18 protein-coding genes are annotated in these 26,071 nt (G+C 35.5%); 7 read left to right on the forward strand and 11 right to left on the reverse strand.

All coding sequences use genetic code 11. The annotated features are described in order from the left end of the window. The first annotated feature begins 4 nt into the window (after positions 1-4). The 5 genes from H7A25_08310 to H7A25_08330 all read left to right on the forward strand — a co-directional run bounded on the left by H7A25_08310 (position 5) and on the right by H7A25_08330 (position 6,305). Positions 5-1,798 (forward strand): chemotaxis protein CheA, encoded by a 1,794-nt coding sequence (locus H7A25_08310; protein ID MCP5499890.1) that lies wholly within the window; start codon positions 5-7, stop codon positions 1,796-1,798. Further along, positions 1,791-2,858, forward strand: a complete 1,068-nt coding sequence (locus tag H7A25_08315; protein ID MCP5499891.1) for a chemotaxis response regulator protein-glutamate methylesterase — start codon at positions 1,791-1,793, stop codon at positions 2,856-2,858. The genes H7A25_08310 and H7A25_08315 overlap by 8 nt, the downstream gene beginning before the upstream one ends. Then, on the forward strand, positions 2,848-4,110 hold the full coding sequence (locus H7A25_08320) for an ATP-binding protein (GenBank protein ID MCP5499892.1): 1,263 nt from the start codon (positions 2,848-2,850) through the stop codon (positions 4,108-4,110). The genes H7A25_08315 and H7A25_08320 overlap by 11 nt, the downstream gene beginning before the upstream one ends. A 13-nt stretch (positions 4,111-4,123) precedes the next feature. Then, complete coding sequence (locus tag H7A25_08325; protein MCP5499893.1) at positions 4,124-4,489, forward strand: response regulator; 366 nt, start codon at positions 4,124-4,126, stop codon at positions 4,487-4,489. 121 nt (positions 4,490-4,610) lie between these two features. Beyond that, the gene (locus tag H7A25_08330) at positions 4,611-6,305 is read left to right on the forward strand and encodes a glutamine--tRNA ligase/YqeY domain fusion protein (protein ID MCP5499894.1); all 1,695 of its coding nucleotides are present in this window, start codon (positions 4,611-4,613) and stop codon (positions 6,303-6,305) included. On the opposite strand, the gene H7A25_08335 is transcribed toward H7A25_08330, so the two are convergent. From H7A25_08335 to H7A25_08345, 3 genes are read right to left on the reverse strand one after another with little or no spacing between them, the layout of a single operon-like run. Further along, positions 6,302-7,780 carry a sodium:solute symporter gene (locus tag H7A25_08335; GenBank protein MCP5499895.1) on the reverse strand — a complete coding sequence of 493 codons (1,479 nt, stop codon included), beginning with the start codon at positions 7,778-7,780 and terminating at the stop codon, positions 6,302-6,304. The two genes, H7A25_08330 and H7A25_08335, sit on opposite strands and share 4 nt — an antisense overlap. Then, the gene (locus H7A25_08340; protein MCP5499896.1) at positions 7,777-8,529 is read right to left on the reverse strand and encodes an MBL fold metallo-hydrolase; all 753 of its coding nucleotides are present in this window, start codon (positions 8,527-8,529) and stop codon (positions 7,777-7,779) included. Before H7A25_08340 ends, H7A25_08335 begins: the two co-directional genes overlap by 4 nt. Then, positions 8,526-9,152, reverse strand: coding sequence for a hypothetical protein (locus H7A25_08345; protein MCP5499897.1), 627 nt, complete (start codon positions 9,150-9,152; stop codon positions 8,526-8,528). Before H7A25_08345 ends, H7A25_08340 begins: the two co-directional genes overlap by 4 nt. A 128-nt stretch (positions 9,153-9,280) precedes the next feature. On the opposite strand from H7A25_08345, the gene H7A25_08350 reads away from it, so the two are divergent. After that, on the forward strand, positions 9,281-11,251 hold the full coding sequence (locus tag H7A25_08350; protein MCP5499898.1) for a sulfatase-like hydrolase/transferase: 1,971 nt from the start codon (positions 9,281-9,283) through the stop codon (positions 11,249-11,251). A gap of 55 nt (positions 11,252-11,306) precedes the next feature. Here H7A25_08350 and H7A25_08355 read toward each other — a convergent pair whose 3' ends face one another. The 8 genes from H7A25_08355 to H7A25_08390 form a co-directional block, all read right to left on the reverse strand. Next, complete coding sequence (locus H7A25_08355; protein MCP5499899.1) at positions 11,307-13,127, reverse strand: hypothetical protein; 1,821 nt, start codon at positions 13,125-13,127, stop codon at positions 11,307-11,309. A gap of 7 nt (positions 13,128-13,134) precedes the next feature. Next, complete coding sequence (locus H7A25_08360; GenBank protein ID MCP5499900.1) at positions 13,135-14,832, reverse strand: hypothetical protein; 1,698 nt, start codon at positions 14,830-14,832, stop codon at positions 13,135-13,137. After that, complete coding sequence (locus H7A25_08365; GenBank protein MCP5499901.1) at positions 14,829-16,664, reverse strand: hypothetical protein; 1,836 nt, start codon at positions 16,662-16,664, stop codon at positions 14,829-14,831. Before H7A25_08365 ends, H7A25_08360 begins: the two co-directional genes overlap by 4 nt. Beyond that, complete coding sequence (locus H7A25_08370; GenBank protein MCP5499902.1) at positions 16,624-18,186, reverse strand: caspase family protein; 1,563 nt, start codon at positions 18,184-18,186, stop codon at positions 16,624-16,626. Before H7A25_08370 ends, H7A25_08365 begins: the two co-directional genes overlap by 41 nt. A 3-nt stretch (positions 18,187-18,189) precedes the next feature. After that, positions 18,190-21,615 (reverse strand): hypothetical protein, encoded by a 3,426-nt coding sequence (locus H7A25_08375; GenBank protein MCP5499903.1) that lies wholly within the window; start codon positions 21,613-21,615, stop codon positions 18,190-18,192. Positions 21,616-21,798: 183 nt separating this feature from the next. Further along, on the reverse strand, positions 21,799-22,428 hold the full coding sequence (locus H7A25_08380) for a response regulator transcription factor (GenBank protein ID MCP5499904.1): 630 nt from the start codon (positions 22,426-22,428) through the stop codon (positions 21,799-21,801). A 4-nt stretch (positions 22,429-22,432) separates the two neighbouring features. Then, positions 22,433-23,065 carry a response regulator transcription factor gene (locus H7A25_08385; protein MCP5499905.1) on the reverse strand — a complete coding sequence of 211 codons (633 nt, stop codon included), beginning with the start codon at positions 23,063-23,065 and terminating at the stop codon, positions 22,433-22,435. Positions 23,066-23,335: 270 nt separating this feature from the next. Continuing rightward, entirely contained in the window at positions 23,336-24,118 is a 783-nt protein-coding gene (locus H7A25_08390; protein ID MCP5499906.1) for a hypothetical protein, read from the reverse strand. Positions 24,119-24,268: 150 nt separating this feature from the next. On the opposite strand from H7A25_08390, the gene H7A25_08395 reads away from it, so the two are divergent. Further along, positions 24,269-25,942, forward strand: a complete 1,674-nt coding sequence (locus H7A25_08395) for a choice-of-anchor D domain-containing protein (GenBank protein ID MCP5499907.1) — start codon at positions 24,269-24,271, stop codon at positions 25,940-25,942. Positions 25,943-26,071: the final 129 nt, after the last annotated feature.

Genomic DNA, 26,071 nt, shown 5'->3' on the forward strand with positions numbered 1-26,071 from the left:
AAATATGCTTGGTGATAATGAAATTTCAGAGCTAATTTTAGATTCAGAAGAGATTCTGGAAAAAATTGAGACAGCTCTTATTGATTTAGAAAATGGAGCGGTTCCGGAAGCTGAAAGAAAAGATGTAATTAATACTCTCTTTCGTCATTTCCATACCTTGAAAGGAAATGCGGGCTTTTTTAATTTTAATGTAATTGTAAGCTTATCACATTCAGCTGAATCTTTACTGGATATTATCAGGAATGATATTTCTATTTTGAATGCTGAAATCCTATCTCTTTTTATATCTGCAAGAGATATGTTATCCGAAATTTTCACCGGCCTTAATCTGCATAAAACAGATGAGAGTTACAGGGAAAAATCAGAAAAATTAATACAGAAGTTGAAAGAACTAAAAGAGAGTTTTTCCTCTGTTAAACAAGGTTCCGAGGAAGAAAAACCCAGGTACGGTATATTTAAAAAGAAGAAGAAAATTGTCCTGGAATCAAAAGAAGAGCTCAAAAAGGAAATTTTAGCTTCCCGCGTTGAAAAAGTTGAGCTAACGGAAAAGTCTGTCAATGGACAGGCTCAGGATTCTTCAAATAGTTTACAGAAGAAAGATATTCGAATCGAAACTCGAAAGTTGGATTATCTTCTTGATATGATAGGTGAATTAGTTATAGCCGAATCACTCGTCACACAAAATCCTGATATTAAAGGTCTTGAACTTCCGAATTTCATGCAACAATCATCTTATTTAAATAAAGTAGTTCGAAATTTGCAAGAAGTATCTTTACAACTAAGAATGGTTACTCTTGAAAGTCTGTTTCATAAAATGTCCCGTCTGGTTCGTGACCTTTCTTTGAAGACCGAAAAGAAGATCGATTTGAACATTACCGGAGGGGAAACTGAAATTGATAAAAATCTACTTGAGCTTTTAAATGATCCGATGGTTCACATCATACGAAATTCTATTGATCATGGAATTGAAACACGAGAAGAGCGTCTTAAAGCTAATAAATCAGAAATTGCGTCTATTAAGATTAAAGCCTTTCATTCAGGAAATGAAGTCTGGATTGTTATCAGTGATGATGGTAGAGGTCTGGATCGAGATAGGATCTTAAGTAAAGCTCTTTCTCTGGGTCTTATTGATGAAACCGAAATTGAGAATTTGAAAGAGGAAGAAGTCTGGAATTTCATTTTTCAGCCGGGTTTTTCAACCAGTGAAAAAGTAACGGATATCTCAGGTAGGGGAGTTGGCCTGGATATTGTTCATAGAAATATTTTAAAACTAAACGGAGATATTGAAGTAAAAACAAGATCCGGAAACGGAACTACGTTTTTCTTGAAGTTGCCCTTAACAATTGCAATTATTGAAGGTATGGTGGTTAAATACCGGGATATTTCTTATATCATTCCAACGATTGAAGTGAAAGAAACTCTTAACTTAAAAGAGTTAAAGATAGAAGAAATTCATGAAGAGAAACAGGTGATCCGTTACAGAAACCAGTTGGTTCCTGTTATTAATCTGGAAAAACTTTTAAAGAAAGATATAGTATCTGAAAATGAAAATATTATAGAAAGTTTATATTTGATTATAGTTGAATATCGAGATCATTGTCTCGGGATCATTTTTGATGAAATTGTAGGAAACCAGTCAGTCGTAATTAAGCCTTTACCTGCTTTAATTGAGGATACGACCGGGTTTTCGGGCTGTACGATTCTCGGAAGTGGTAAAATCGGGATGATTTTAGATATTAAGTTTTTAATAAATAATTATTATAAAGAAAATAAAAAAACAGAACTTGTTTATGAATGATGAAAAAATAAAAGTATTTATCATAGACGATCAAAAGATAGTTCGAAATATTATAAAAAAAATTCTTTCTTCTGATCCGGACTTTGTGGTAGTAGGAGAAGCTTCTAATCCCTATGAAGCCAGTGAACTAATACCTGATGCTGAACCGGATGTGCTGACTCTCGATGTGGAGATGCCGAGAATGGATGGAGTAGAGTTTTTGAAAAAGCTTATGCCTCAATATCCCATAGCTGTGTTGATGTTGAGTAGCACAACCGAGGAAGGTTCCGAAAAAGCGATTACTGCCATGAAATATGGTGCGGTGGATTTTATTACAAAACCGGATGGGATGATTCTAAAACTTGAAGCTATTCAGGATGAGTTAATCCATAAGCTTAAGATTGCAGCTAAAATTGACATCGAGAAATTTCTCTATCAATTAGAACTGAAAAAGAAATATTCATTACCGAACAAAACAAGTGGGAAAAAAAATGCCTATAAGTATATCGCGATGGGAGCATCTACCGGTGGGGTAACTGCTATTCGCCAGATTCTTTCTGATATACCGAAGCGATTTCCGGGTATTATTATTGTTCAACACATGCCGGCGGGTTTTACGAATAACTTCGCAAAAAGTGTTTCTAAGGAGTTTGATTTAAATGTACAGGAAGCCAAGAATGAAGACATATTAGAAGATGGTAAAATTTATATAGCACCCGGTGATTACCACGTTGTTTTAAAAAGAAAGCAAGGAAAGTGTGTGATTAACTTACTCAGTACGGATAAGGTAAACGGTCATAGACCATCGGTAGATGTTTTATTCCATTCTATTGCTGAAAATAATTTGGCCCCTGAGACCCTGGCGGTGATTTTAACCGGAATGGGAGCAGATGGAGCCAAAGGGATGTTAGCTCTTAGAAATGCGGGTTCCAAAACAATAGGTCAGGATGAAGTTTCCTCCTTAATTTATGGTATGCCCAAGGTAGCGAATGATATTGGTGGTGTTGATGAACAGATATCATTAACCCAAATTGCTTCGAAGATGAAGTATTATATTAATTATTCCGAATATGGCAGATAGTCTTCTCATTTATACTACATCGCTCGAGCTTGAAAGGAGGATCGAATCATACTTAAAAAATTCAGAATATAAGTGTGAATTCTGTCGGGACTTTGAAGGTTTAAAGTTAAAGCTGAATAATGAGGAAGAGTATTTACTGGTATATGATTTACTTACAGATGAAAAGACGGAACAACAAAACTTACAGGAAATAGCAAGTTCGTTTCCAACCCAGTTAATTGTCTTGCTATTTGATAAGAGAAATAATGTGGATGTTATGAGACTGGTTAACTCCTATAATATTTATGATATTATTCAGGAGCCAATTTCGGAATCTGGATTTTTGTTAGATATCAAAAGAGCCATGCATTTCAATAAGGTCCTTTCGAAATTTGAAAATTATAATTTAAGCGAGAAGCGCTTATTTGAGTCTATTATCCAAATTTTTGACTGGAGAAGAGAGCTTGATACAAAAAAAGTAGATTCTATTGCCAGTGAGTTGATTCACCAGATTAATATTAGTTTTTTACATGGTAGTGGTATTGGTTCTTTGATTAGTTCTTTAAGTATTTTCTTTACCAAAGCGAAGTTAGATGAGGAGAAAGGTCATTATTATATTCCTTCAAAGCTTTTTCATTTATTAAAAGATGAATATTCAGAAATTCTTAGTCTTACCGAAAGTCTTTCTGAGTCCCAGTCTATCATTGCAGAAAAAGAAATGTACGGGAATGTCGTTAAAATTCAGGAAGTATATAACCAAATTATTCAATGGGCCTATGATATGGGATCTTTTAAGCAAATAAAGAGTCAGGAAATTGTGACAGGAGTTTTCCCGGCTCACATTGAAAATAAAACGATTATTTGGAATCCTCATAGGATGAAATTGGCGATTGAGGAATTACTTATCAATGCCATGAAGTATTCCCATGAAAAAGATATTATTTATTTATTGATTGTATATGATAAACCTTTTCTCGGGATTCGAATCTTAAACCCTGCCTATAGAAATGAAGATGGTAGTATTGGAATTCATGATAAGAATGCTCATAAGGTATTTGAACCTTTTTTTCGTTTATCAAGTGTTGTAGATGATAGATATTTACAGGAGACCTTTCGGTTCGGACTCGGGCTTACGATAGTTAAAAAAATTATTGATTTACACGGTGCGGGAATTTCTATTTTTACTGTTGAAGATCATATGCGAAAAAGTGAGAATAAGAAAGATGTATGCGTCTGGTTACGTTTTCCCATATTAGAGGACAAAGAAAATTGATAAGGGGATTAGTATGAAAAAAGTTCTGATAGTAGATGATGCACCTATGGTTTTAAAGATACTGGATATGGCTTTGAGTATGGAAGGTTATGAAGTAACAAAAGCAGGGAATGGTAACGAAGCCTTAGATAGAATTAAAGAACAGAAATTTGATGTAGGAATATTTGATGTAAATATGCCGGGTATGACCGGTATTGAGTTAATCCCTAAAGCTCTCAGTTTACCGAATGGGAAAGACATGCAAATTGTTATGTTGACCACGGAATCAAGTCAGGAAATGCAAAAACAGGCCAGGGATGCGGGAGCAAGTGCCTGGATTATTAAGCCATTTAAAAACGATGACCTGATAAACCTGCTTGGAGAACTGCTGGAGGATTAAGTTCTAAGGCAGTTCTCTATTTCCATTTTTTAACTTACAGTAAGGGGATTTTCTGCTTTTAAAAAAATCTCCTCTTAAAAAAATGGAAGAACCATCCATCAAAAAACCATGAGGATTTTCAATGTCAGAAGAGAAAGCAAGTCCAGTTAATTTCATAAGAAATATCATTGAAGAAGATAAGAAGAATCCGGATACAGAAAAGCCCGTCTATACTCGTTTTCCTCCGGAACCCAATGGGTATTTACACATCGGTCATGCAAAGTCTATTGTTTTAAATTTTGGTCTTGCTCTGGATTACCAGGGTAAATGTAATTTGCGAATGGATGATACAAATCCTTCTAAAGAAGAAGATGAATTCGTGAATTCTATTATTGAAGATGTGAAGTGGCTGGGTTATGACTGGGATGATAGACTATATTTTGCTTCTGATTACTTTGAAAAGTTATACGAAATTGCAGTACGACTCATTAAAGATAATAAGGCCTTTGTTTGTGAATTAAGCCCTGAAGAGATCCGAGAATATCGAGGAACTCTTACACAACCCGGAAAAGAAAGTCCCTATCGTAATCGAAGCATTGAAGAAAATTTAAAACTTTTTGAGGAAATGAAACAGGGAAAATATGCAGAAGGAACCAAAACTCTGCGTGCTAAAATAGATATGGCCTCCGGAAATTTGAATATGCGGGATCCTGTAATATATCGAATTATGCACACAGAGCACCATCGAACCGGAGAAGTCTGGAAGATTTATCCTATGTATGATTACGCTCATGTGATTTCTGATGCTCTTGAAGGTATAACCTATTCACTTTGTACTCTGGAATTTGAAGATCACAGACCTCTATATAACTGGTTTTTGGAAAATGTAAGTGGCTTACCCGGTAACCCGAGACAAATTGAATTTGCCAGGTTGAATTTAACTTATACAGTTCTCAGTAAGCGAAAGCTCCTCGAACTGGTAAACACTAAATTGGTGAATTCCTGGGATGATCCCAGAATGCCAACTATTGCAGGTTTTCGTAGGAGAGGATATACTCCGAGAGCTATTCGAAATTTCTGTAACATGATTGGAGTGGCAAAAGCAGACAATCTTGTAGACATTGCTATGTTAGAGTTTGCTCTCAGAGAAGATTTAAATAAAACGGCTATGCGGGCTATGGTGGTTACCGAGCCTTTAAAAGTTGTAATTGAAAATTTCTCTGAAGATGATGTTGTATGGTTGGATGTGGAGAATAATCCGGAAGATCCTGAGGCCGGAACTCGGAAAGTTCCTTTTACAAAAGAGCTTTATATAGAAAAAGGTGACTTTATGGAAAATCCACCTAAAAACTATTTTCGTTTATCGCCCGGAAAAGAGGTTCGTCTTATGAAAGCGTTTTATGTAACCTGTGTGGGTTTTACAAAAGATCCGATTACGGGTGAAGTAACGGAAGTTCGCTGTACTTATGACCCGGCGACAAAAGGAGGCTGGTCTGAAGATGGCAGAAAAGTTAAAGGAACTTCTCACTGGGTATCAGCCAGATATGCTCTCAACGGAGAAATTCGTTTATATGATACTCTTTTTACCAGGGAAAATCCGGATAATGTGGAAGAAGGAAAGGACTATAAAGACTACATCAACCCTGCTTCTCTTGTTGTAATTGACAATGCAAAGATGGAACCTTCTCTAAAGGAAGCAAAAGTTGGGGATAATTTTCAATTTTTACGTATTGGTTATTTTTGTAAAGACAAAGACTCCAGCGAAACTAAACCTGTGTTTAACAAGGCTGTAGGCTTACAGGATACCTGGGCCAAGCTTCAGAAGAAAGGTAATTAGTAAGAGCCAAATATTTTTTTTCCGCTATAGAAAAAGAGGAAGAAAGAAAGAATTCCGGCAGGAATGATAAAGCTGAGATCCGGCTGGAAAACAAAGTTTAAAAGAATTGCAGAGCTTAAAGAAAGAAAGACGGAACTGAGCAAAATGCGGGGAGAAATATTTACCAGATTTTTCTCCTCGATTCGTATTAACATAAATACGGCTATCATAGGCCCGAAGGTAAAAGAAGCAATTTTAAGTCCGAGCTGAACTAATTCGTTTCTGGCGTTTTCTATAAGGAGATAAGGAATCAGGGAACTTGCAAACAGAACCAATCCCCAAAAAATACTTGCATAACGAAGAACACGGCTTTCTTCAAATTTTTGGACAAATGTGGGTTTCCAGTCTACTATAGCTGCCAGGGATAGAGAATTAATAGAGCTCGATAAGGTAGACATGGCACTGGCCAGGATAGCAGCAAGAATGATTCCGGCAAATGGACTCGGGATTCTTTCTACAATATATTTTGAAAACACATCTCCCGCGATAATTCCTTTTTCTCCTTTATAATACAAAAAAAGCAGAAGACCGATTCCCAAAAAAAGTACAAATTGTAAAAACACCAGGTATCCTGAAAGAATTAGTGCTCTCTTACTTTCTTTTTCGGTTTTGCAGGCAAGGCTTCTCTGTGCTATCAGTTGATCTACACCGTGTGAACCGAGCGAAATTAAGATTCCTCCAAAAATTGCATTAATTCCGTAATAAGGAGTTTTGAAAAAATCCCCGCCCATTCCCCTATAAAACTGAAACTTACCCGATAGTTTTAATGTTTCGAATATTTGAGCTATCGTATATTGTGAAGATAGCTCGGATAAAATATAAATAAAAGAGAAAAGTCCGCCTCCTATATAGATAAAAAATTGAATAGAATCAGTGATTACAACAGATCGAAACCCTCCGTAGACAGTATAGAGTATTGTAAAAAGGCTAATAATCAATAAACTGAATATACCAATTTGCACCGAGCTAAGAGAGTCTTTAAAAAAACTATAAAGAATGAGGGACAAAGGAATGGAAGTTACAAAAAGTCTGACTCCATCTGCTAATAGTCTCGTGATAATAAATATGGTGGATAATGATTTTTGGGTTTGGGGACCGAGTGCCTCACCTATCCATTCATAGACGGAAGAATATTCGCCTTTTCTATAACCCGGAAGTAGAAAATACGCAACCAAATAGCGTCCGATTATAAACCCAAGGGCCAATTGTAAAAAGGACAGATCGCTTCCGAAAGAAATAGCCGGAACGCTTAAAAATGTAAGACTGGATGTTTCGGTTGCGATGATAGAAAAAAGGATTATATACCAGGGAAGATTTTTTCCTCCCAAAAAAAATTCTTTTTGAGATTTATCTCCTGTTTTTACCCGTAAACCTACAACAACAACTATTATTAAATAAATAAGGATTGCTGTAAAGTCAAGCCAGCCTAAATTCATATACTGTCTACAGCTATACCGACGCGCAATTCGGCAAACCAGTTAATGAAGCGTTCCACGTCTTGACCGGAATAGATTAAACCATGCTGGGGGCAGAGCAAATCGATTTTCAATTTACTTACTCTTTCACACCATTTTATTTTTGCTTCATTTGATGTCATCCATCTTTCATGAAAAGCTTTTGCAAAACGAATATGGTTGTCAAAATTTTCTACAAATAAACTTTCTCCAAGTTCTGATTCCGGAAGTAGGGAGGCACCGATGTCTCCTGAATAAAAAATGCCTGCAATCGGGTCATATAGATTAAAGTTCCCGGAAGAGTGGAGGTAGTGAGCCGGTACGAGTTGAAGCTCAATTTCGCCAAAGTTGAAAATTTCTCCTTTATCTTCGATACTGATAAATGTTTCTTTGGTTCCTCCAAAGTGTGGAATAAAACTTGACCAAACTTTTGACGTAATACAACGTAAATTCGGGTTTAGGTCTAACCATAAACTCAAAGAAGATATGACATCCGGGTCCTGATGAGAAGAAAAAATGTAGGAAATCTTTTGTGGATCAAATTCAGTACTTAAAGAGCTAAAAACAGAAGGATATATTTCGATACCACCCGGATCACAGATAAGTAATTCTGAATGATTGCTGAGTACGTATTCATTTGTATCAATAAGATGATTTTGTCTTTCCGGGTCTTTAGCTATAACTCCCCAGCTATGTTCTTTACCGGTATATAAATAATGAAATTTTTTCATACGAATAAACTCACTATAACTTCTTTTAATATTCTTTCTGTGTCTTCAAGAGCATTGGATACATCGGAGGAAAGCTGTCTGTAAATTTCTTTATCGTTCTGGATATAAGCGGATTCGATTTTAATACACATCATGATAAAGCGTCCTTTTTTACAAATTTTAAGTGTATCTCTTAAAATTTTATTCAGGATTTCTATTTCTGCTGAAATATTTTTTTTCCAATTGAATATGAAATGTAAATTATTCTCGGTATTCCTTCCATTGGCTTCTATCTGGCTTTTTAAGGAATGGCTCTGAATCATCGCTTTATGATGAAGCATGGCTCTGCGCTTCAGTTTTCGCTCTTCCGTGGAATCCAGAAGGATTTGATTCATCGAAATATTAAGTTTTTGGGATTGCTCTTCCAATAAATTACTGAAATCAATGAGTTCGAAAGCAACTGCCGAAAAGCCCTGACTACCCATGTGAAAGCCTTTTCTGGCGGAAATGAGGCTATTTAAGGCCCTGAGCCTGATTTTAAAAGAAAGGCTCTGGATTTTTTTTATGGATTCATTGACGAAAATAATTTTCTCATAGCTGATACTAAAATCATCATTTGTTTGGTTTTCTTCGAGAACCTGCATTCTTGTTTTTACTTTTCTAAAATCCTTCTCTGAATATACTAGTCTTTAAGGAAAAGTCGGATTATTTTACAATAGAAAACTTTTCCGACAAGTCAATTCTATTAACAAAGGTTTTTAAAAAAAGGAAAATGGAAAGTAAAAAAACAAAAATTCTCCCCTGGCCTGGCCTATTCCTGATCTATAGTATTGTATTCTTGATTCTTTTATTTTCATACAGGATTTTATTTGTATACACCTATCGATATCGCTTGCCTGAGGATTATTTTTTTCCTTTACTAAAAGCTTTCGGAGCGGGTCTCAGGTTTGATCTTTCCATCACGTTTATTGTTCTTTTTCCTTTTATGCTTTTATCTTCGATAGTTTTTTTAAATCGTTTTTCTTTATATCGGTTTTTATGGTCTACCTTTCCGGCCTTTCTTCTATGGGGAGCTTTTATACACCTCCTGGCTGATATTGAATATTACGAAAATGCAAATAAGCATCTGGGCTATGAAGCTTTCATTTTTTTAGGAAAAGATATCTGGTTATTGATTCTTTCGGTAACAGAGAGTAAGCCTTTCATTTCTCTTTTGTTTATATTGTTTTCTATTATATACTTTATTAGTATATTAAAAATCTTTCAAAAACTAAGTACAGCCTTGAATTACCGGAAATCAAAAAAAGAAATCGGAATATTTTTACTCATAGTCATACCTCTGTCAGTTCTCTGCATACGGGGAGGGACACAAACGAGCTTTATTCGACCGAGTTTTTCTATTGTTTCAGATAACACCTTTATCAACCATATTGGTTTAAACGGGATCTTTACTACGTTTTATGACTTTCGTACGGAGAGTATTCCCAATTATCATAGGATGAAGCTTTTGGAGTCTTATGAATGGGTCAAAAAAGAAATCGATTACGGAGGAGCAAAGTTTATTTCTCCTGCCTATCCTATTTTAAGAAAAACTATTGTACAGAAGAAATTTGAAAAGTCACCCAATATTATTCTTGTTCTTCTGGAAAGCTGGCCTGCGAAATATATACAGGTTGAAGAAGGCTCCGGTTTTATAGATGGGAAAGAGGTTTGTCCGGAATTTAATCAAATCATAAAGAAGGGCAGGTATTTTAAAAACTTTTTTGCAACCGGAGGGAGAACCAGTAATGGACTCATGGCTACCCTTACCGGTCTTCCGGACAGTCCGGGTTTAAGTTCTCTGCACACGCAAAAAGCTATGTCCCGCTTTTTGGGACTGGGTGCCGTGATGCAATTAGCCGGTTATGAAACTATGTTCTTAACCGGAAGCAATTTAGGATTTGAGAATCTGGGTGTGCATGTAAAACGCTGGGGGTTTCAGGAGGTTCTGGATGAAAGGGATATTCAGAAATTAAACCTGTACAAAGCGGGAATCTGGGGATACCACGATGCAGATCTGTATGACCTGGTTCTAAAAAAGATTGAGAAACGAAATTCGGCAAAGCCTCTATTTAGTACGGTTTTAACCATCTCTACTCATTACCCCTTTCGTTCCCCCGATGAAAAACTGGATATATTTGGTTCTAAGGTCAGGGATCATGATTTTTTAAATGTGCTGCATTATGCAGATTGGGCTATAGGAGATTTTATACGAAAGGCAGAAAAAATGGGGAGGTTAAACGATACCATTTTTATTTTCCTCGCTGACCATACCCATCATCGGTATTTAAACTATTTTGAAGATAGAAATATTCCCTTTTTAATATATGCTCCTTCTGTATTAGAACCCGGCTTGGAAACAAAGATAGGAAATCAATTGGATGTAATTCCTACCATACTGGGCCTTGCCGGGTTGGAAGTCGTTTTTTCTGCACTCGGAAAAGATCTCCTGTATCCGAATACTGCTTCCTCAGCCTATTTTGCTTTCGGTAATTTATTCGGATGGATCGAAAAAGATTTGTTCTTTGCGCAAAATATATCGGAGAATGATAAGGGAATTAGCTTCCCCTTTACTCCCCTGTCCGGGGAGCCAAAGGATCTCTGTTCTAAAGAAATACTTCGCTGCAAAGAATATCAATATAAATCTCGAGCCTTTTTAAATTTAACAGAAGAACTTCTGAAGAAAAATATAGTAGCTCCTTGAATAGGAGCTGGTTTGGTTGGGTGATTGGATGGTTTGTTTTGCAGATGAGGGATTTTTAGGGTATATAAATTTCCGTTCCGTTTCCTATAATAATTACCTTTCCATCCGGCAACATATCTGCTGTATGATTTGCATGTTTGTTAATTGTAGGAGGTCCCGGTGTAAATGTGCCGGTTTGTGGATCATAGATTTCAGTAGTTTTTTCATTGTCATAGTAGCGGGTACCTCCTACAATCAGTACCCGTCCATCTTTTAATAAGCTAGCTGTATGATCTGAACGGACCACTTTCATATCGCTAACATGTGTAAATAAGCCGGTTTGCGGATCGTATATTTCTGCTGTATTAAGCTTAATGGCACTATAAGAACAATCATCTCCACCAGCAATTAAAACTTTTCCGTCTTTTAATAAGGTGGCAGTATGGTTACACCGTTTAGTACTCATAGAATCGGTCAGTGTAAATACATTACTAGATAGATCAAATAGCTCGGCTGTTTCTGTATTTCCGCCTGTAATCAAAACTTTTCCATCTTTTAATAAAGTGGCTGTATGGTTATATCTGGAGAAATTCATATCTCCAAGAGAATCAAATGCTTCTAATACTTGATTATAAATTTCTACACTTCTTAAAATTTCAGAATCGTTTTTACCACCAAAAACAATTAGATTACCATTATCTAATAAAATGGCTTTATGAGAGTGTCTGGCTTCATTGAGTTTACTACCTGTATAAATAGTATCGGCAATAGAATCAAAAATTTCAACACTATCTAAACCGTCATTATAACCATTTGAATCTTCACTACCGCCCGCAATGATGATCTTTCCATCGTTTAAAACTGTAGATGTATGATTGCACCTTCCTTTGGATAGTTTAGTGGATAGTTCCGAAAAAGAAGCAGTTTGAGAGTTGTAAAGAAACATTTTATTGCTACAGGTTAAACTGTTTGATGAGATCCCACCTATTACCAACAGATTACTTCCATTTACAATAGATGTAGTATGGTAGGTTCTTGAAAAATTAAGTTGATCAGTTGTATAAAAACCGTTATTCATGCTTCCCTGGATAGTGATAGAATAAGCGTTGTTGCTAGGATCGTTATTAGGAATGAGAAGATCAAATTTTCCGCTTGCAAACATTCCCGGTACAAATTGAACACCTACATTTGTCTTTTCTCCGTATTTTAGATAAACCAAATTCGGTTGTGAAATGGTAAACTGCTCCTTGTTTTCACCATTTATCATTAAAAAAGGCGGATCAGAAATGAGTTCTAAAATACCTTCTCCTTTGTTTTCCAGGGTAATCGTAGCTTGGTTTACAGAGTTGTAGGGTTTAGCATAAAAATCATAGGTATTTCCGGAATAAATAGGAACATCATTAATAGACACATACAACTTTGGCTCCGGCTTTGTTGTATCCAATATAGATACCGAAAAAGAATTCGGCTGCACTTTATCAGCGCTTAAATCGATTGTAACAGTTTCGGATGTAGTGTTTTCATCTGCAACAGCTTGTATGGTAAATTTTTGTTCTATATTATAATTATCAGATATAAAAGTTAGTTCGGTAGATGCGTTTCCGTTGATCACTAAAGATGGATGGTTACTTTCTATTTTTACAATGGTAGTTTGTTGTATCGGTTCAGTAAGGCTTATACTGACAATTTGAAACTGACCTTCCTGTAAAGAAGGTGAATTTCCGCTGAGTTTTATTTTAGGCACTATAGAGGCTATATTAGTAGTTTTAACTGTATTGATTGTGCTTATCAATTGAAATATAAAACCTCTGCTTTCATCTGCAAAATGATCCAACTTTGCTTTAGGATAGCAATGCAAATATAGGATAGATAGAACAAACAAGATAATGTATTTCATATAAGCATCACTCCGGTATAAATATTTCTGTATTACCGACACCTTGCAGTAAAACCTTACCGTTGCTTAGAAGTGTGGAAGTATGCCCGGATTTAGATTCATATAAATTCCCTACCACTGTAGATGTATCTGTAGTTGGATCGTAAATTTCTGCTGTATTCAGCACATTTGTGGTCGTGTATCCCCCTGTTATCAAATATTTTCCATTATTTAATAGTGCTACGCCGGGTTTGATTCTTCCATTATTCATATTTCCCTGTTGTTGAAATATTTCAGAAACAGGGTCATAGATTTCTATAGAAGATAGAGCAGTAGAATTCATTCCACCTATGACGACTACCTTTCCATCGGACAATAGGATTGCATTATGCCTTTCTCGGGCATGATTCATACTATCTGTTGTGCTAAAGCTATCTGTATCCGGGTCATACAATTCACAACTGGAATAAACAGTTGTTCCGTCGGTTCCTCCACAGATCAGCACCTTTCCATCTTGTAATAAGGTAGCAGTATGATTTTTTCGTTTGGTACTCATACTACCGTTAGTTAGGATAAACTCACCCGCTATCGAATCATACAGTACACCTTTTAAAGTATCATCTCCTCCCCAAATAGTTCCGGAAGAACTATTATACCCTATTAACAATACATTTCCATTGTTTAATAGAGTAAGAGTATAGCTTTCCCTAAAACAGTTATAAAAAATAGTGCATATTCCTCCTTTATCAAAGAACTGATCGATTGCGGGAACATAAATTCCATACTTCAATACTTGATTATAACTATCTTCTATAACAACTAACTTATTTCCATCTTCCAATAGTATTCCATCTGGATAATTTTCTTGGATAACAGATGTACTATCTGCCAAAATAAAACCGTTGTACATTTCCCCTTTTGCATTCAATATAAAAATCGGCTGTTTACTATCATTGGATTGAAACTTATAGACAGCACTTCCGCTTTCATAGTGACCTGTTGTAAACTGTAGGGAAAATTCTAGTTTGTTGCCGGGTAAAATCTGGTTCGATATAGCTGTTACAGAAAATTGGTTTGTTTTCTTATCATCCTGTAAACTAGGATTTGTTAGTTTTAAAGTACCTTCACCTAAATTTTCTATGGTAAAGTTCATAGTTTTAGTTGTGCCAAATGCTAGCCTGCCAAAATCAAAAGTTTGGTTAGAAAGGTATTCAACACCGTTATACGTTACCTTTAATTTAGGTTTTGGAACGGTTGTATCTACAATAGAAATGCTGTACTGTTTTCCGGTGTATCCTTCTGCTGAAATAGAAAGGTTCACAGTCTCCGAAACTGCGTTTGTATCTGTTTGTATTTGTATCGGTATGGCTTGTTGTTTCGTAGAGTTTTCGGGTGTAAAGTTTAGCTCTATTTGGTTAGTTTGTTGATTCATAGAAACTAAACTACTATCGGCAGAAATTATTACAACTGCATCTTTAGAGATAGATTTTGTAAAACCAATTTGAATGAGTTGTACCTGTCCTTCATTCATTACAGAAGGTATACCTTGTATTAATAATTCCGGTTGCGTTTCTTGAGGCTTTATACTCAAACTATCTTGTAAGGTTGATAATAATGGAAACAGTAAGCCGTTGTCTCCATCAGCATAGTGGTTTAGGTTTGCTTTAGGATAGCAACTTATAAATAGAATAGAACAGAATAAAAATCGAAACGTTAATTTTTTCATGGTTCAAATATCTCTACAGTATGCTCTTTGATAAGTAATACCTTATCATTTTTTAAAAATATCGAATGTCCAGAACAAGCAATATTTGACATATTAAAATTATTCTCTATATAGTCATATAGCATAAATTGTTCTCCACATATTAAATATTTTCCGTTTGATAACTTATCTATCCAAGAAACTAAGTTTAAATTCATAGGTGTCTGAATCCATTCCAAAGCATTTGTAATTGGATCATATATTTCAGAGACAAATTGAAGAGAGTTCCATTTTTGACCTCCTATAATAAAAACTTTTCCATCTGCTAACAATGTCACTGCAGGAGAAATTCTTTCATATAATAATTTTTTAGAAAGCAGTGTAAATGTATTATTAACCGGATTAAATAATTCTAAACTATCATCATGAATATTCCAACCTACCCAGGAGCCAGAACCCCCTAAATTAAGAACCTTTCCATCGGATAAAACTATGGTTGAGAAACCACCTCTATTTTTTTGCATATTTGCAACAGAGGAAAAAATTTGACTGACCGGATCATATATTTCTGCAAGATTATTGTAGACAGTTTCTTCGATATCCGGATCGTAAGAAGTTCCGGACATTAGTAATACTTTTCCCGATTGTAATACAACGCCTGTATAATGCCCTGTGTCTATAGTTTCTCCCACTAATGAAAAAGTTCCATTTTGTGGATTATAAAGTTCTGCTCTTTTATCATTAGTACCGGATACTATCAAAACGGTACCATCTTTCAATAAAAAAGAAAAATGAGAAAATCGGGGTAAATTCATAGAGCCTGTATAGGAAAATGTTTCTGTATTGGGATCAAAAATTTCTGCACTATTTAATATAGTGTTACCATTCTTACCACCGACAATCAAAACTTTTTCATCGTTTAAAAGAGTAGTGGTAAAATTAGTTCTCATAGTATTCATTTTGCTAATAGTTCTTTCTTTTCCAAAAATAGTTTCTTTTAATTGTATTGATATTTTAGGTGCTTTACTATCATTACTATTAATAATAACAGAGCCATTAGATAAGGTCTTACAGTCAGTTGGTGAATTTTTTATGGTAGCTGTACTACTTTGCCCACTTAAAATTTGTTGAACCGGATTGCTTGTTAAACTAAACTGATTTTTATTCTCCTCATCTTTTACTTCAATATAAGGATAGTTTATAAAATTTAAAGTACCCTCTCCTTTGTTTTCAATAGTAATTGTTACAGATTTTTCTTTACAAAAACTATATTTATCAAAATAAAAAGTATCACCGGAGAAGTATTCTTTGTCTCCAATTTTTATATGTATTTCCGGAGGAGTTTCAGATATATCTTTGACAGATACATTGAAACTTTGTTCAGTGTATCCTTCTGCACTAACTTGGATAAGGGCAGTTTCTGAAACTATGTTATTATCTAATAAAGCCTGTACTACAAATAATTGTTCCTCTAAAGAATTATCCGGTGTAAAGTTTAGATTAATTGAAGAAGCACCATTGATGGTAACAGCAGGATTGTCGCTTTGTATCAAAATAGAGGTAGGTGAAGAAATCGGTTTATTAAAAGATACTTTTACAGTCTGGCTATTTCCTTCTGTCAAAAAAGAAGGAGTATCCGATAAAACAATTTCAGGTTTTGTAGGTGTTACGGAGGAGTTAATTTGATCACCAATAGAACTGATTAGTTGTATTAAAAATCCATTAGAGCCATCTGCAAAATGATCTAACCTTGCTTTAGGAAAACAAAACAGGTTTAGGAATATAAGCAAATGGATAAACACTTTCATGGGTTTAAAATCTCTTCGTAAAAATAATGGAATTTTTGAACTCATAAATACTATTCAATTTTGAATATTTATCCATCATATACATATCGCTAGGTAAAGGGTAATTATAGGTAGAGAAAATATTTGTTTCTACTGGAGCATCTGTTAAAAAAGCAGAATCAAATATATTCCATAGCCAAAAACCAATTAGTAACATATAAGCACTCTGGGTACTTGACTCTGCTTTTTGCAAAGAACTTCTATTCTGTCTGAGAAGCATATAAGAAGGTAAGAATAAGTCTCCTGAAAATAAGACAGGTGTAGAGTTGTATTGACTTTGCGCACTTTTGAATGCTGAATTGGAACTGGCATATAAACCTGCCGAACCCAAGAAAAACAAAGAATATCCTATACCTCTATAAGTAGCACCGCTGGATATTTGTCCCCAACCCGGGAATAAAGAAGACCTCCATACATAGCCTATCTTGGATGGTGTCTTTACCCTTTTATCTGCCAGACTTTCTCCTACTTGTGGAACTTTGTCGGAAATAGTGAGTGCCAGATCTCCATTCTTTTCTCCATTGATCTTGGTATAGGGTTTTTGGAATTTATTCTTTTTTAGCGACCATTCTCTAACAGCAGTTTGAACGTACATTTCTATTTCTGTAAAAGTAACTACTCCATCCGAATTAACATCTGCTTTTCCTTCCATTCCATACACCAGATATTTAGTGAATACACCGAAGTCTGTTTCGTCGTCTTCATAGCTGTAATATCCGGATTTTGTTGAATAGAATGTTGCACCTAATTCCGCTTCAGAGTAGTATTTCTCTTTTAAGCTATCTCTACCCAAACTTTTACTGGAATATAGTCTTTCCCTGCAAGCATCTAAGATGAGTAAGGATTTTTTTATTCTGTATTTTTTTAACTCGTCAACCAACCATTCTACTTTAAGAGCTGTATCAAATTTTCTATCATATACTGTATCTACGGTTACTAAATACGCGTTTTCTTCATAATCGGAAATTCCATGACCGGAAAAGAAAAATACAATGAGATCGTTTTCATTGGAATTCCTTAAAAGACTTTCTACTTTTTGTTGTATATTCAGTTTACTTGGATATAAGTTTTCAGTGTCTGTCCGTATGTCTATGTCGTCTGTCATAATAAAGACCTGGTCAAAACTTCCTTTCTCCTGAAGAATTTTTCCAATAATCTTTGCATCATTTCTGGCTTTTTCTAATGCGCTAATTGCAATATCTTTGTATTGATTCACACCAACTAAAATTGCATAACGCTTTCCTTCATTTCCCTCTAAAGAACTAACTTTTAAACCTTTCTCTTTTATTGTATAAGTTTTTACTGATGAGATTGATTTAGTTTTATACTCTTCATCTGAAAGGACAGGTTGAACATCATTAGTTATTCTATTTTTATCATCCGTGTCTTTAGAACTTTGTCGATTTTTACGTAGCTCTGACACTTCTTTTTTTAACTCTTTTAGTTCTTTTTTCAATTCTTTAATTTCTTTAGATTCTGAATATAAAGTATTATAGAATAAGAATATTAGTAAAAATAAAAATTTCATAATTTATAACCCTGTTACATTGATACTATAAGTTCCTTCATCTAATGAGCTATATCCTTCTACTATTAAATAAACTTTCCCATTTTCAGTAGATGTAATGGTTACACCGGTGTTGTACCCGCTGTCAGCTTCTGTGAAATAGGAATTGGAACCATCAGATGTATAAGCAGAAACTTTGATATCTGCAGTTTTAGTTCCGCTACCCTCGTAGGAATCATCCCATTTTATGTTATATTGTTTTCCAGATTCTGTAGAAAAAGAAAACCACATCTGAGTTTGTGCTACTAAATTATAAGTTTGTGCTGCTGCATTTACCATCAACGAGGGTATTGTGTACGTTGGGTCCAGCTCGACCCATATTTTATAAGTTCCATTGTTACCTGCAACTTTACCCGATACAGTGATATACGTATTTTCTGTTGCCACTGCAATTACGTTTCTACCAACACTGTAACCACTATCTATAGAGTTAAAATAATAAACAGAACCATCGCTGTTAAACGCAGATACCTGTATATCTACAGTTTCGTTTTCTGTGCCTTGAAAACTATCCGCCCATTTAACTATATAACGCTTTCCGAATTGAGAATTAAAATAGAATGTTTGTATTTCATTGGATTCTAAAGTGTAGGTATCGGAACTTGCGTCTACAATTAATGGAGTAATCGTAGATTCATAAGATTGCACATAGATTTGAAAAGTGCCGGAAAAATAACTACCCCACGCTTCTGCTTTCAAGTAAATAGTTCCAGTTTCTTGGGCTGTTACTACCTGACCATTCGGAAAACCATCACTATTAAAACTAAAGTAGGAAATTGTTTTATCGGAACGATAAGCTGAAACATAAGTATAATCGTATAGTTCTGTTCCAGAACCGATTTTAGTCCATTTAATTATATATTTCTTGTTTTGCTCTGCCTGAAATGAAAACCAGGATTTTGTGTCTGCAATTAAGTTATAAGTTGAAGGAGAAGCATCTATAGTTAATTGAGTAATGACCGGTGGATAATTAGGATCCATTTCAACCCATAGTTTAAAGGTACCGGGTTCACCATACTCATCAATCCTTATGTATATGGTTTGATTTGTGGATGAAATAATACTATTACCGATAGTGCTGTCTAAAAATTCTTCTGTAAAATAAGATGTTGTATCAGGTTTATAAGCAGAACTTACAACGGATGCTGTTTCTATAGGAAACTCAACAAAGGAATCTTCCCCTTTAATATAATACTTTTTATCTGCCTGTGCAATGAAAGAAAACCATAGAGTTTCACCGGTTTGAATTGTATACTGTTGTGGACCTGCATCTACAGTAATAGAAGGAGGAACATAAGTTTCTATCCATATCTTAAAAGAACCGGTTTCTGTAGTGTTGATACCTTTTACATTTATTGAGATTTTACCGGTTATGGATGAAGGTACTATTTGACCACTATATCCACTATCAGTATAACTAAAATAGGTATCACTTGAGACCAAAATGTCTGCGGTTTCACTGCCTGTTCCTTGAATTTTATCTGCCCATTTTACTTTATAAAAACTACCTACAGTAGCATTAAAGAAAAAAAGCATCTCAGAACCTGCATTGAGTGTATAAGTAGAGGCAGGTGCATTCACAGTAAGCTGAGTTCCACTTTCTGATTCTATCCAAACTTGGAATGTGCCTGTTTCTGTTGTGCTTACACCGTCTACCCTTAAACGTATAGTTTCTGTTGCAGACGCTGTTATTAAGCTACCATTGTAGCCGTTATCAATAGAACTAAAAAAAATAGAACTTCCAGCAGAAGTATAAGCAGACACCTTTATATCTGCTGTTTGGCTACCGGTTCCATTCATTTTATCTGCCCAATACACTTTATAACTATTTCCTGATGTAGCTGCAAAAGAAAAGTATTTTGTATCACCGGCTATATTGTATGTGTTAGCCGAAGCATCTACCGTAAGTGTAGTAAATGCAGGTAGATTATAAGTTTGAATTTTTTCTACCCATATTTGGAATGAGCCTGAAGTAGTTGATGTAATCCCTTCTACCCGTAGATTTATATTTCCGCCACCACCGGAACCATGGTACTGCACAATTTGCCCCGGAAATAAACCTTTGTCTACAGAAGTAAAAGGTGTAGCAACCCCCGAACCATCTGAATATTCATAGTAAGCAGAAACTTTTACATCTGCTGACTGGCTACCTGTACCATCTGTTTTATCTGCCCATTTTACCCTATAGTTTGTATAAGAACTTGCATAGAAATAAAACTTTACCATACCGTTTTCGGAGATTGAATAACTTTGAGGCGCTGCATCTACTGTAAGTTTGGTGCTTGGTGATTCGTAAGATTCTATCCAAATCTTAAAAGAACCATAATCACCGGAAGAATATCCTTCTACCTTAAGATAAACCTTTCCTTCTTTAAAACCGGTAATAATTTTACCTGCGTTATATCCGCTGTCCACCCGGGTAAAATAATTAATAGAATTATCTGCTATATAAGCGGAAACACTTATATCTGCTGTTGCGATGCCGCTTCCTTCATAGCTATCATCCCAGCGAATTTTGTATTCTTTATTTTTTGTTGGAAAAAATGAGAATAATACATTTTCTTTTTGTTTTAGATTATATGTTTTTGCAGCTTCGTCTACGATTAGAGGTGTAGATACAATTTGCTCGGGCACCTGTTCTATCCATAGTTTAAAAGAACCAATAGAGTTAGAGTTTATGGCTTGCACTTTTAGATAAACTTTATCAGTTTCTGCTGCTAAAAAAATTACACCGGGTATATTACCGCTGTCTGCTTTCAAGAAATAACTATCCTTTTTATTTGATTTATATGCGGAGACGACAATGTCTGCTGTTTCATTACCGGAGCCGTTATAAGAATCCAACCAATGGACCGAGTATTTCTTTCCGGATACAGTATCAAATGATAGCCAGATAGTTTCATCTATAGAAATCGAATAAGTAGATGGAGATGAGGTATTTGATAATTCTATATAAGATTCAGGTAATGCAATTTGAATCATAATACTCGTAGAAGTAGTTATTCCATCTTTATCAAAAGCTGTGATTGTGTAGGAAGTCGCAGGAGATTCTATGGATGCTACACCGGATATTTTTCCATTTTCTGTTTGAAAACTTAATCCCTGGGGGAGGCTTGGATTTATTGAATAAGATAATATAGTACCCGTTACGGTAGGAAGAACTTCAATAATATTTTTTCCTTTAATAAAAACGTAGGACTGAGAATTGTATTTTATGCTGATTGGTATAGAGGTCGGATTATTTGTAGGAGGAGGATTTGAATCGCTGGAGTTAAAATGATTGTTAGCCAGGAACAATGGAAGTACCTGTTGTATTAAAGTATTATCTTTTTTTGAGCAGCCCCAAAAAATAAAAATAACAAATATAATGATTCTTCCGAGCGATAGCATGTCTTTTCTCCAAATATCATATAAGCTTTTTTAGCAAAAAAGTTTTACCGTTTTTCACTGATATGTCCGGGTGAATCCATGACGGAGCTGGAGCTGTACAACCAAACTCCACATTCCCAATTATCTCACACAATTCGTCTTTTGTCTATACCTCAAAAGTAGTATTTATTTTACGATTCAGGGTTAAAAATTTAGTTCTCGTAGTTTTTTGAGTAGTTCTGCTTGACTGTTGACTTTGAGTTTTCTATAAATAGAAGTGAATTGTTTCCTAATGGTTTGTTCCGAGGTTCCGAAAATCTGGCTAATCTCTTTCGAATTATGGCCTTTAATTAGCTCAAGGACAATTTCCATTTCTCTTTTACTGAGTTCGGGAATCGTTTTTGCTGGAATTGCTGGTTTGTTTAAGAAATTTAAAATTTGCTCGGTAAGAGAGGGAGACAGAGTTCCTCCTCCCTTAATGACGTCTATCATCATTTGTTTTAAATTGGAACTATCTGATTTTAAAATGTAGCCTACAGCCCCGGAGCGGAGAACTTTATCTATTTCAGTATCTGCTAATTTATCACCGATGAGGATGATTTTTTGTTCGGGATTTCGGATTTTGATGACTCGGGTAAGTTCATATCCCGATATATCAGAAAGATTCGAATCGATAACAAGAAGATCTAAACGCTTTGTTTTGCCGGATCTCCAGAACTCTTTAGCCGATGTCCAGAAAAAAAAATTCTTACACTCCTTCATTTCCTGAATAGTAGCAGAAATTTTTTCTAAATAACATACATCCTGGCACACTGCACCGATGTTATAGGACATAAATTCAAATGATTCCAAGTTCTTTTGCTTTTTGGAGCAAGGCGATTCGATTTCTTACCTGTAGCTTTTTATGGATATTATGAATCTGTTTTTTAACGGTAAGGGGAGAAATACGCAAGATTTCTGCAATAGCCTGGTTTTTAATACCTTCTGATATTAGCTGAATTAATTGATTTTCTCTCTGAGTCAGGTGAGAATGATTTAAAAAAGATAATTCATGCTTATGAAAATAGTGAAACAGTGAAAAAATGATTTTGGGCGAAATTGTTTTCGTATCCTGAAGCATTCGTAATAACTCTGAACTCCAATCCTTAAAATCCTGTATAAAAAGTATTCTGTGAATACCAAATTTACATAATTCTATGATATTATTTTCACTTTTATCGTTCAAAATCCAAATAATTCTGGTTTTTATTCGGGAATGAAGAGTAGAGTTATTTAATTCAAGGTTGTAAAGATTTTCCGCATAAATAAAAATGATATTTAAATTCTCCTCTTCCCTGAGCTCTTTCCAGGAGGAAAAGTGGTAAAAATTCTCTCTCTGAAAAATTGAGTATAATAATGTGCATAATTCATTGTTATTATTCGTATTGTAGCATAATAAACCTACTTTTTGGGTTATCAGACAGTTTTCCATGAAAGGTATCTATAAAAACACATTTCATTTAGATATAAAAAGTCGTCAATGAATAAGCAAAATTTGAATGGAAAAATATTTTTGATAAGCCATTTTTTTGCGGTCTTATTAAAAAAAAGGGTATTCGCTCATTTATCCAGGGCAAATGCAAGCGACCCACCGATGGGTCGCGCTCTCGGGAGAATGTCTATAAACGCAAGCGAACACTGATGGTTCGCCTGTTTCCCGGAAAAATTGAGCGGATACTTGGTATCTGCAATTCTCGAAATATTACTCTCTTATAATTTTCGTATATTTGATATCTATAATTCCTATATCGACTCCCTTATCAAGCTCGGTGACACGGGTGCCGATTTCTTTCGGAGGGTGCAGGTTATCTTTGTCTTTCTGGGTAACCCTTGAGATGGCCTTTACGTTTTTCTTGTTTGCCTTATATTCGAGGGCTTCAAGGCCGGTATCGGAAAAGACATACTGGTAAATATCTTCTTCCGGAGTTTTTACGAGGACCCTATTTTCTGTCGGGCTAAAAAAACTGGTTCCCTGTTTAAATTCATCCAGGAAGTTTAAAGAAATGGAGTAGTAGATAACCGGAAAGGGAATGGTAATCGTCTTTCCGCTGGCCGGGTCTATCATCTGAATGTCTCCCATTGTTTGTTTGTGGGGGGCCTGCCCTGCCGATTTTATGAAGATGCTATTTTTATCTGCTTCAATGGTCGAGACTATCATGCCGAAGAAAGGTTCCATAAGCTGGATCTTTACTTTGCCCGTAGCTTTTTGAAAGTTAATATTTCCTTTTAAAACATTACTTTCAGAAAGATTTTTACCGCTCCGAATTTTCATAACAAAGTTGCCTTTGAAGGAAGTGGAGGTAGTTTGAATTTTGCGAATCTTTTGAATCAGGGGTTGGGATAGTTTTTCATTAAAAGCATAGAATTTTTTTTGCTCCAGTTCAATGTAGTCCGGTTTGGATTCTACGATTTCGGGGCTTGTTTTACAGGAAATAAAGTAAATAGAAAGTAAGAATAGGCTTAAAAGTTTAAATTTTGATCTCATAGAATCAAGATTTTGAACTTCCTTTTACTGACAAGGCACTTTTTCAGGATTCAGGAATAAGATTATTCTTTTAAATTGTTTTATTCACTAAATTTGTTTGACACGTTCTATGATGGAGTGTTATAATCGTCTTAACAGGGATTGATTGAAATGAAATTTTTATTGAGATTAACGTTTATAATTTTTCTGATGTTTCATCTACATTCCTGCGTATTAGAACCTACACCTTCTGTAAATTTAAAAAATCTCTTAGTAATTGGTAATACTTCGACCCCTGATATATCCATTTCGGTAGATGGGCAGGAATATCTCAGTGGAAGTGCCTATCAAATTAGTTCCAGTCCGGGGAATTCTAGCTTTGTTACGTTTACCCTATCTAACCTGGGAAATTTAGACTTAAATATTGAGGAGACATCTCCCTCCCTGAGTGGAGAAGCATCTTCTTCTTATCAGATAATTGCAGAGCCGGTAAGAACAATTTCCGCCGGATCCAGTAGTAGTTTTGTCGTAAGTTATACGCCTTCTTCAAGTGGAACTTTTAATGCTACACTTACAATTTCCAGTAACGATCCGGATGAGGGTACTTATATTATCAATATAAAAGGGCTCACAACAGGACCGGAAATTGAAGTTAGTCAGAATTCAACATCGATTAGTTCGGGAGGAAGTTACGATTTTGGTGCACTAGATCCCGGCAATTATTCTACTCGAACATTCACGATAAATAATACGGGAGACTCCGAACTTAGCCTGAGCGGGGTAAGTCTCAGCGGAGCAAATGCAGCTTCCTTTAGTGTAGAAATTCAGCCAGCTTTTAATATTTCTGCATCGGGTTTTACAAGCTTTTCTATCAAATTCAGTTCCATTGTGGGTGGGACGTATACGGCAACCCTTACTATTTTAAGTAATGATAGCGATGAAGGAACCTTTACGATTCAACTTACAGGAACGGGGCTCGGGCCGGAAATAAATCTCGTACAGGGAAGCACAAATTTAGTTTCCGGAACCTCCTATTATGATTTTGGAAACCAGGGGAATGCTTCCTCTTCAGAAGTAATTACCTTTACCATCCAAAATACAGGAAACACAGATTTGGTTTTAAGCGGAAGTCCTGTTTTGAGTTTCAGTGGTGCTAATTCTTCCGACTTTTCTATTATTTCGCAAGCTTCAAGCCCGGTTGCAGCTTCTTCCAATACTACGTTTAGCTTGCAATTTACACCTTCCGGTCTCGGACAGAGACAGGCTACTTTAAGTATCGCGAATAATGATAGTGATGAAAGTCTGTATGTTATAAATTTGAGGGGTTACGGTTTAAATGATGGAGGCTGCGCTCTTATAAAAACCGGTACCAATCTTGATAAAATCATTTTTATGACTGCTACAAAATATAATGGAAATTTGGGAGGAGTCAGTGCTGCCGATTCAAAGTGTAATTCAGATGCCAATGCCCCGAAGGGAAAAACGTTTAAAGCATTATTGGGTGGTACCGCTAGGAGTCTTTCAAAAGACTGGCCTTTACAAGCCAATATTAGATATTTTAAAACAGATGGAACCTGTATATTTAAAACAAATTCTTCTTCAATTCATGACTTTACCGGTGGTAACTGGCAGGCCTCTATGGCGGGTTCTGCTGCTTATTATTGGACCGGTCTTACCACAACCTTTGCACTTTCCGGCATCAATTGCGATGATTGGACTAATAGTTCCTCAGGTGATGGAACTATTGGCTTTGCAAATAAGTCCGACAGCGATGCCATAGAAGCTTCTTCAGCACTGGGAGTTTGTAATTGGGTAACAAAGAGTTTGCTCTGCATTGAGCAGTAATCTTCTAATTCAAGTGAATGCTTTTATGGCTTTATTCTAATATACTCAGAAGACATCTTTAACATGCTTGCTTAACAGAAAAGCATATCCCGGCTGGAGCGGACAAAGGGACGCACAAGTAAGTAGTAA

The sequence above is a fragment of the Leptospiraceae bacterium genome, from assembly GCA_024233835.1.
Taxonomy (GTDB): Bacteria; Spirochaetota; Leptospiria; order Leptospirales; family Leptospiraceae; genus JACKPC01.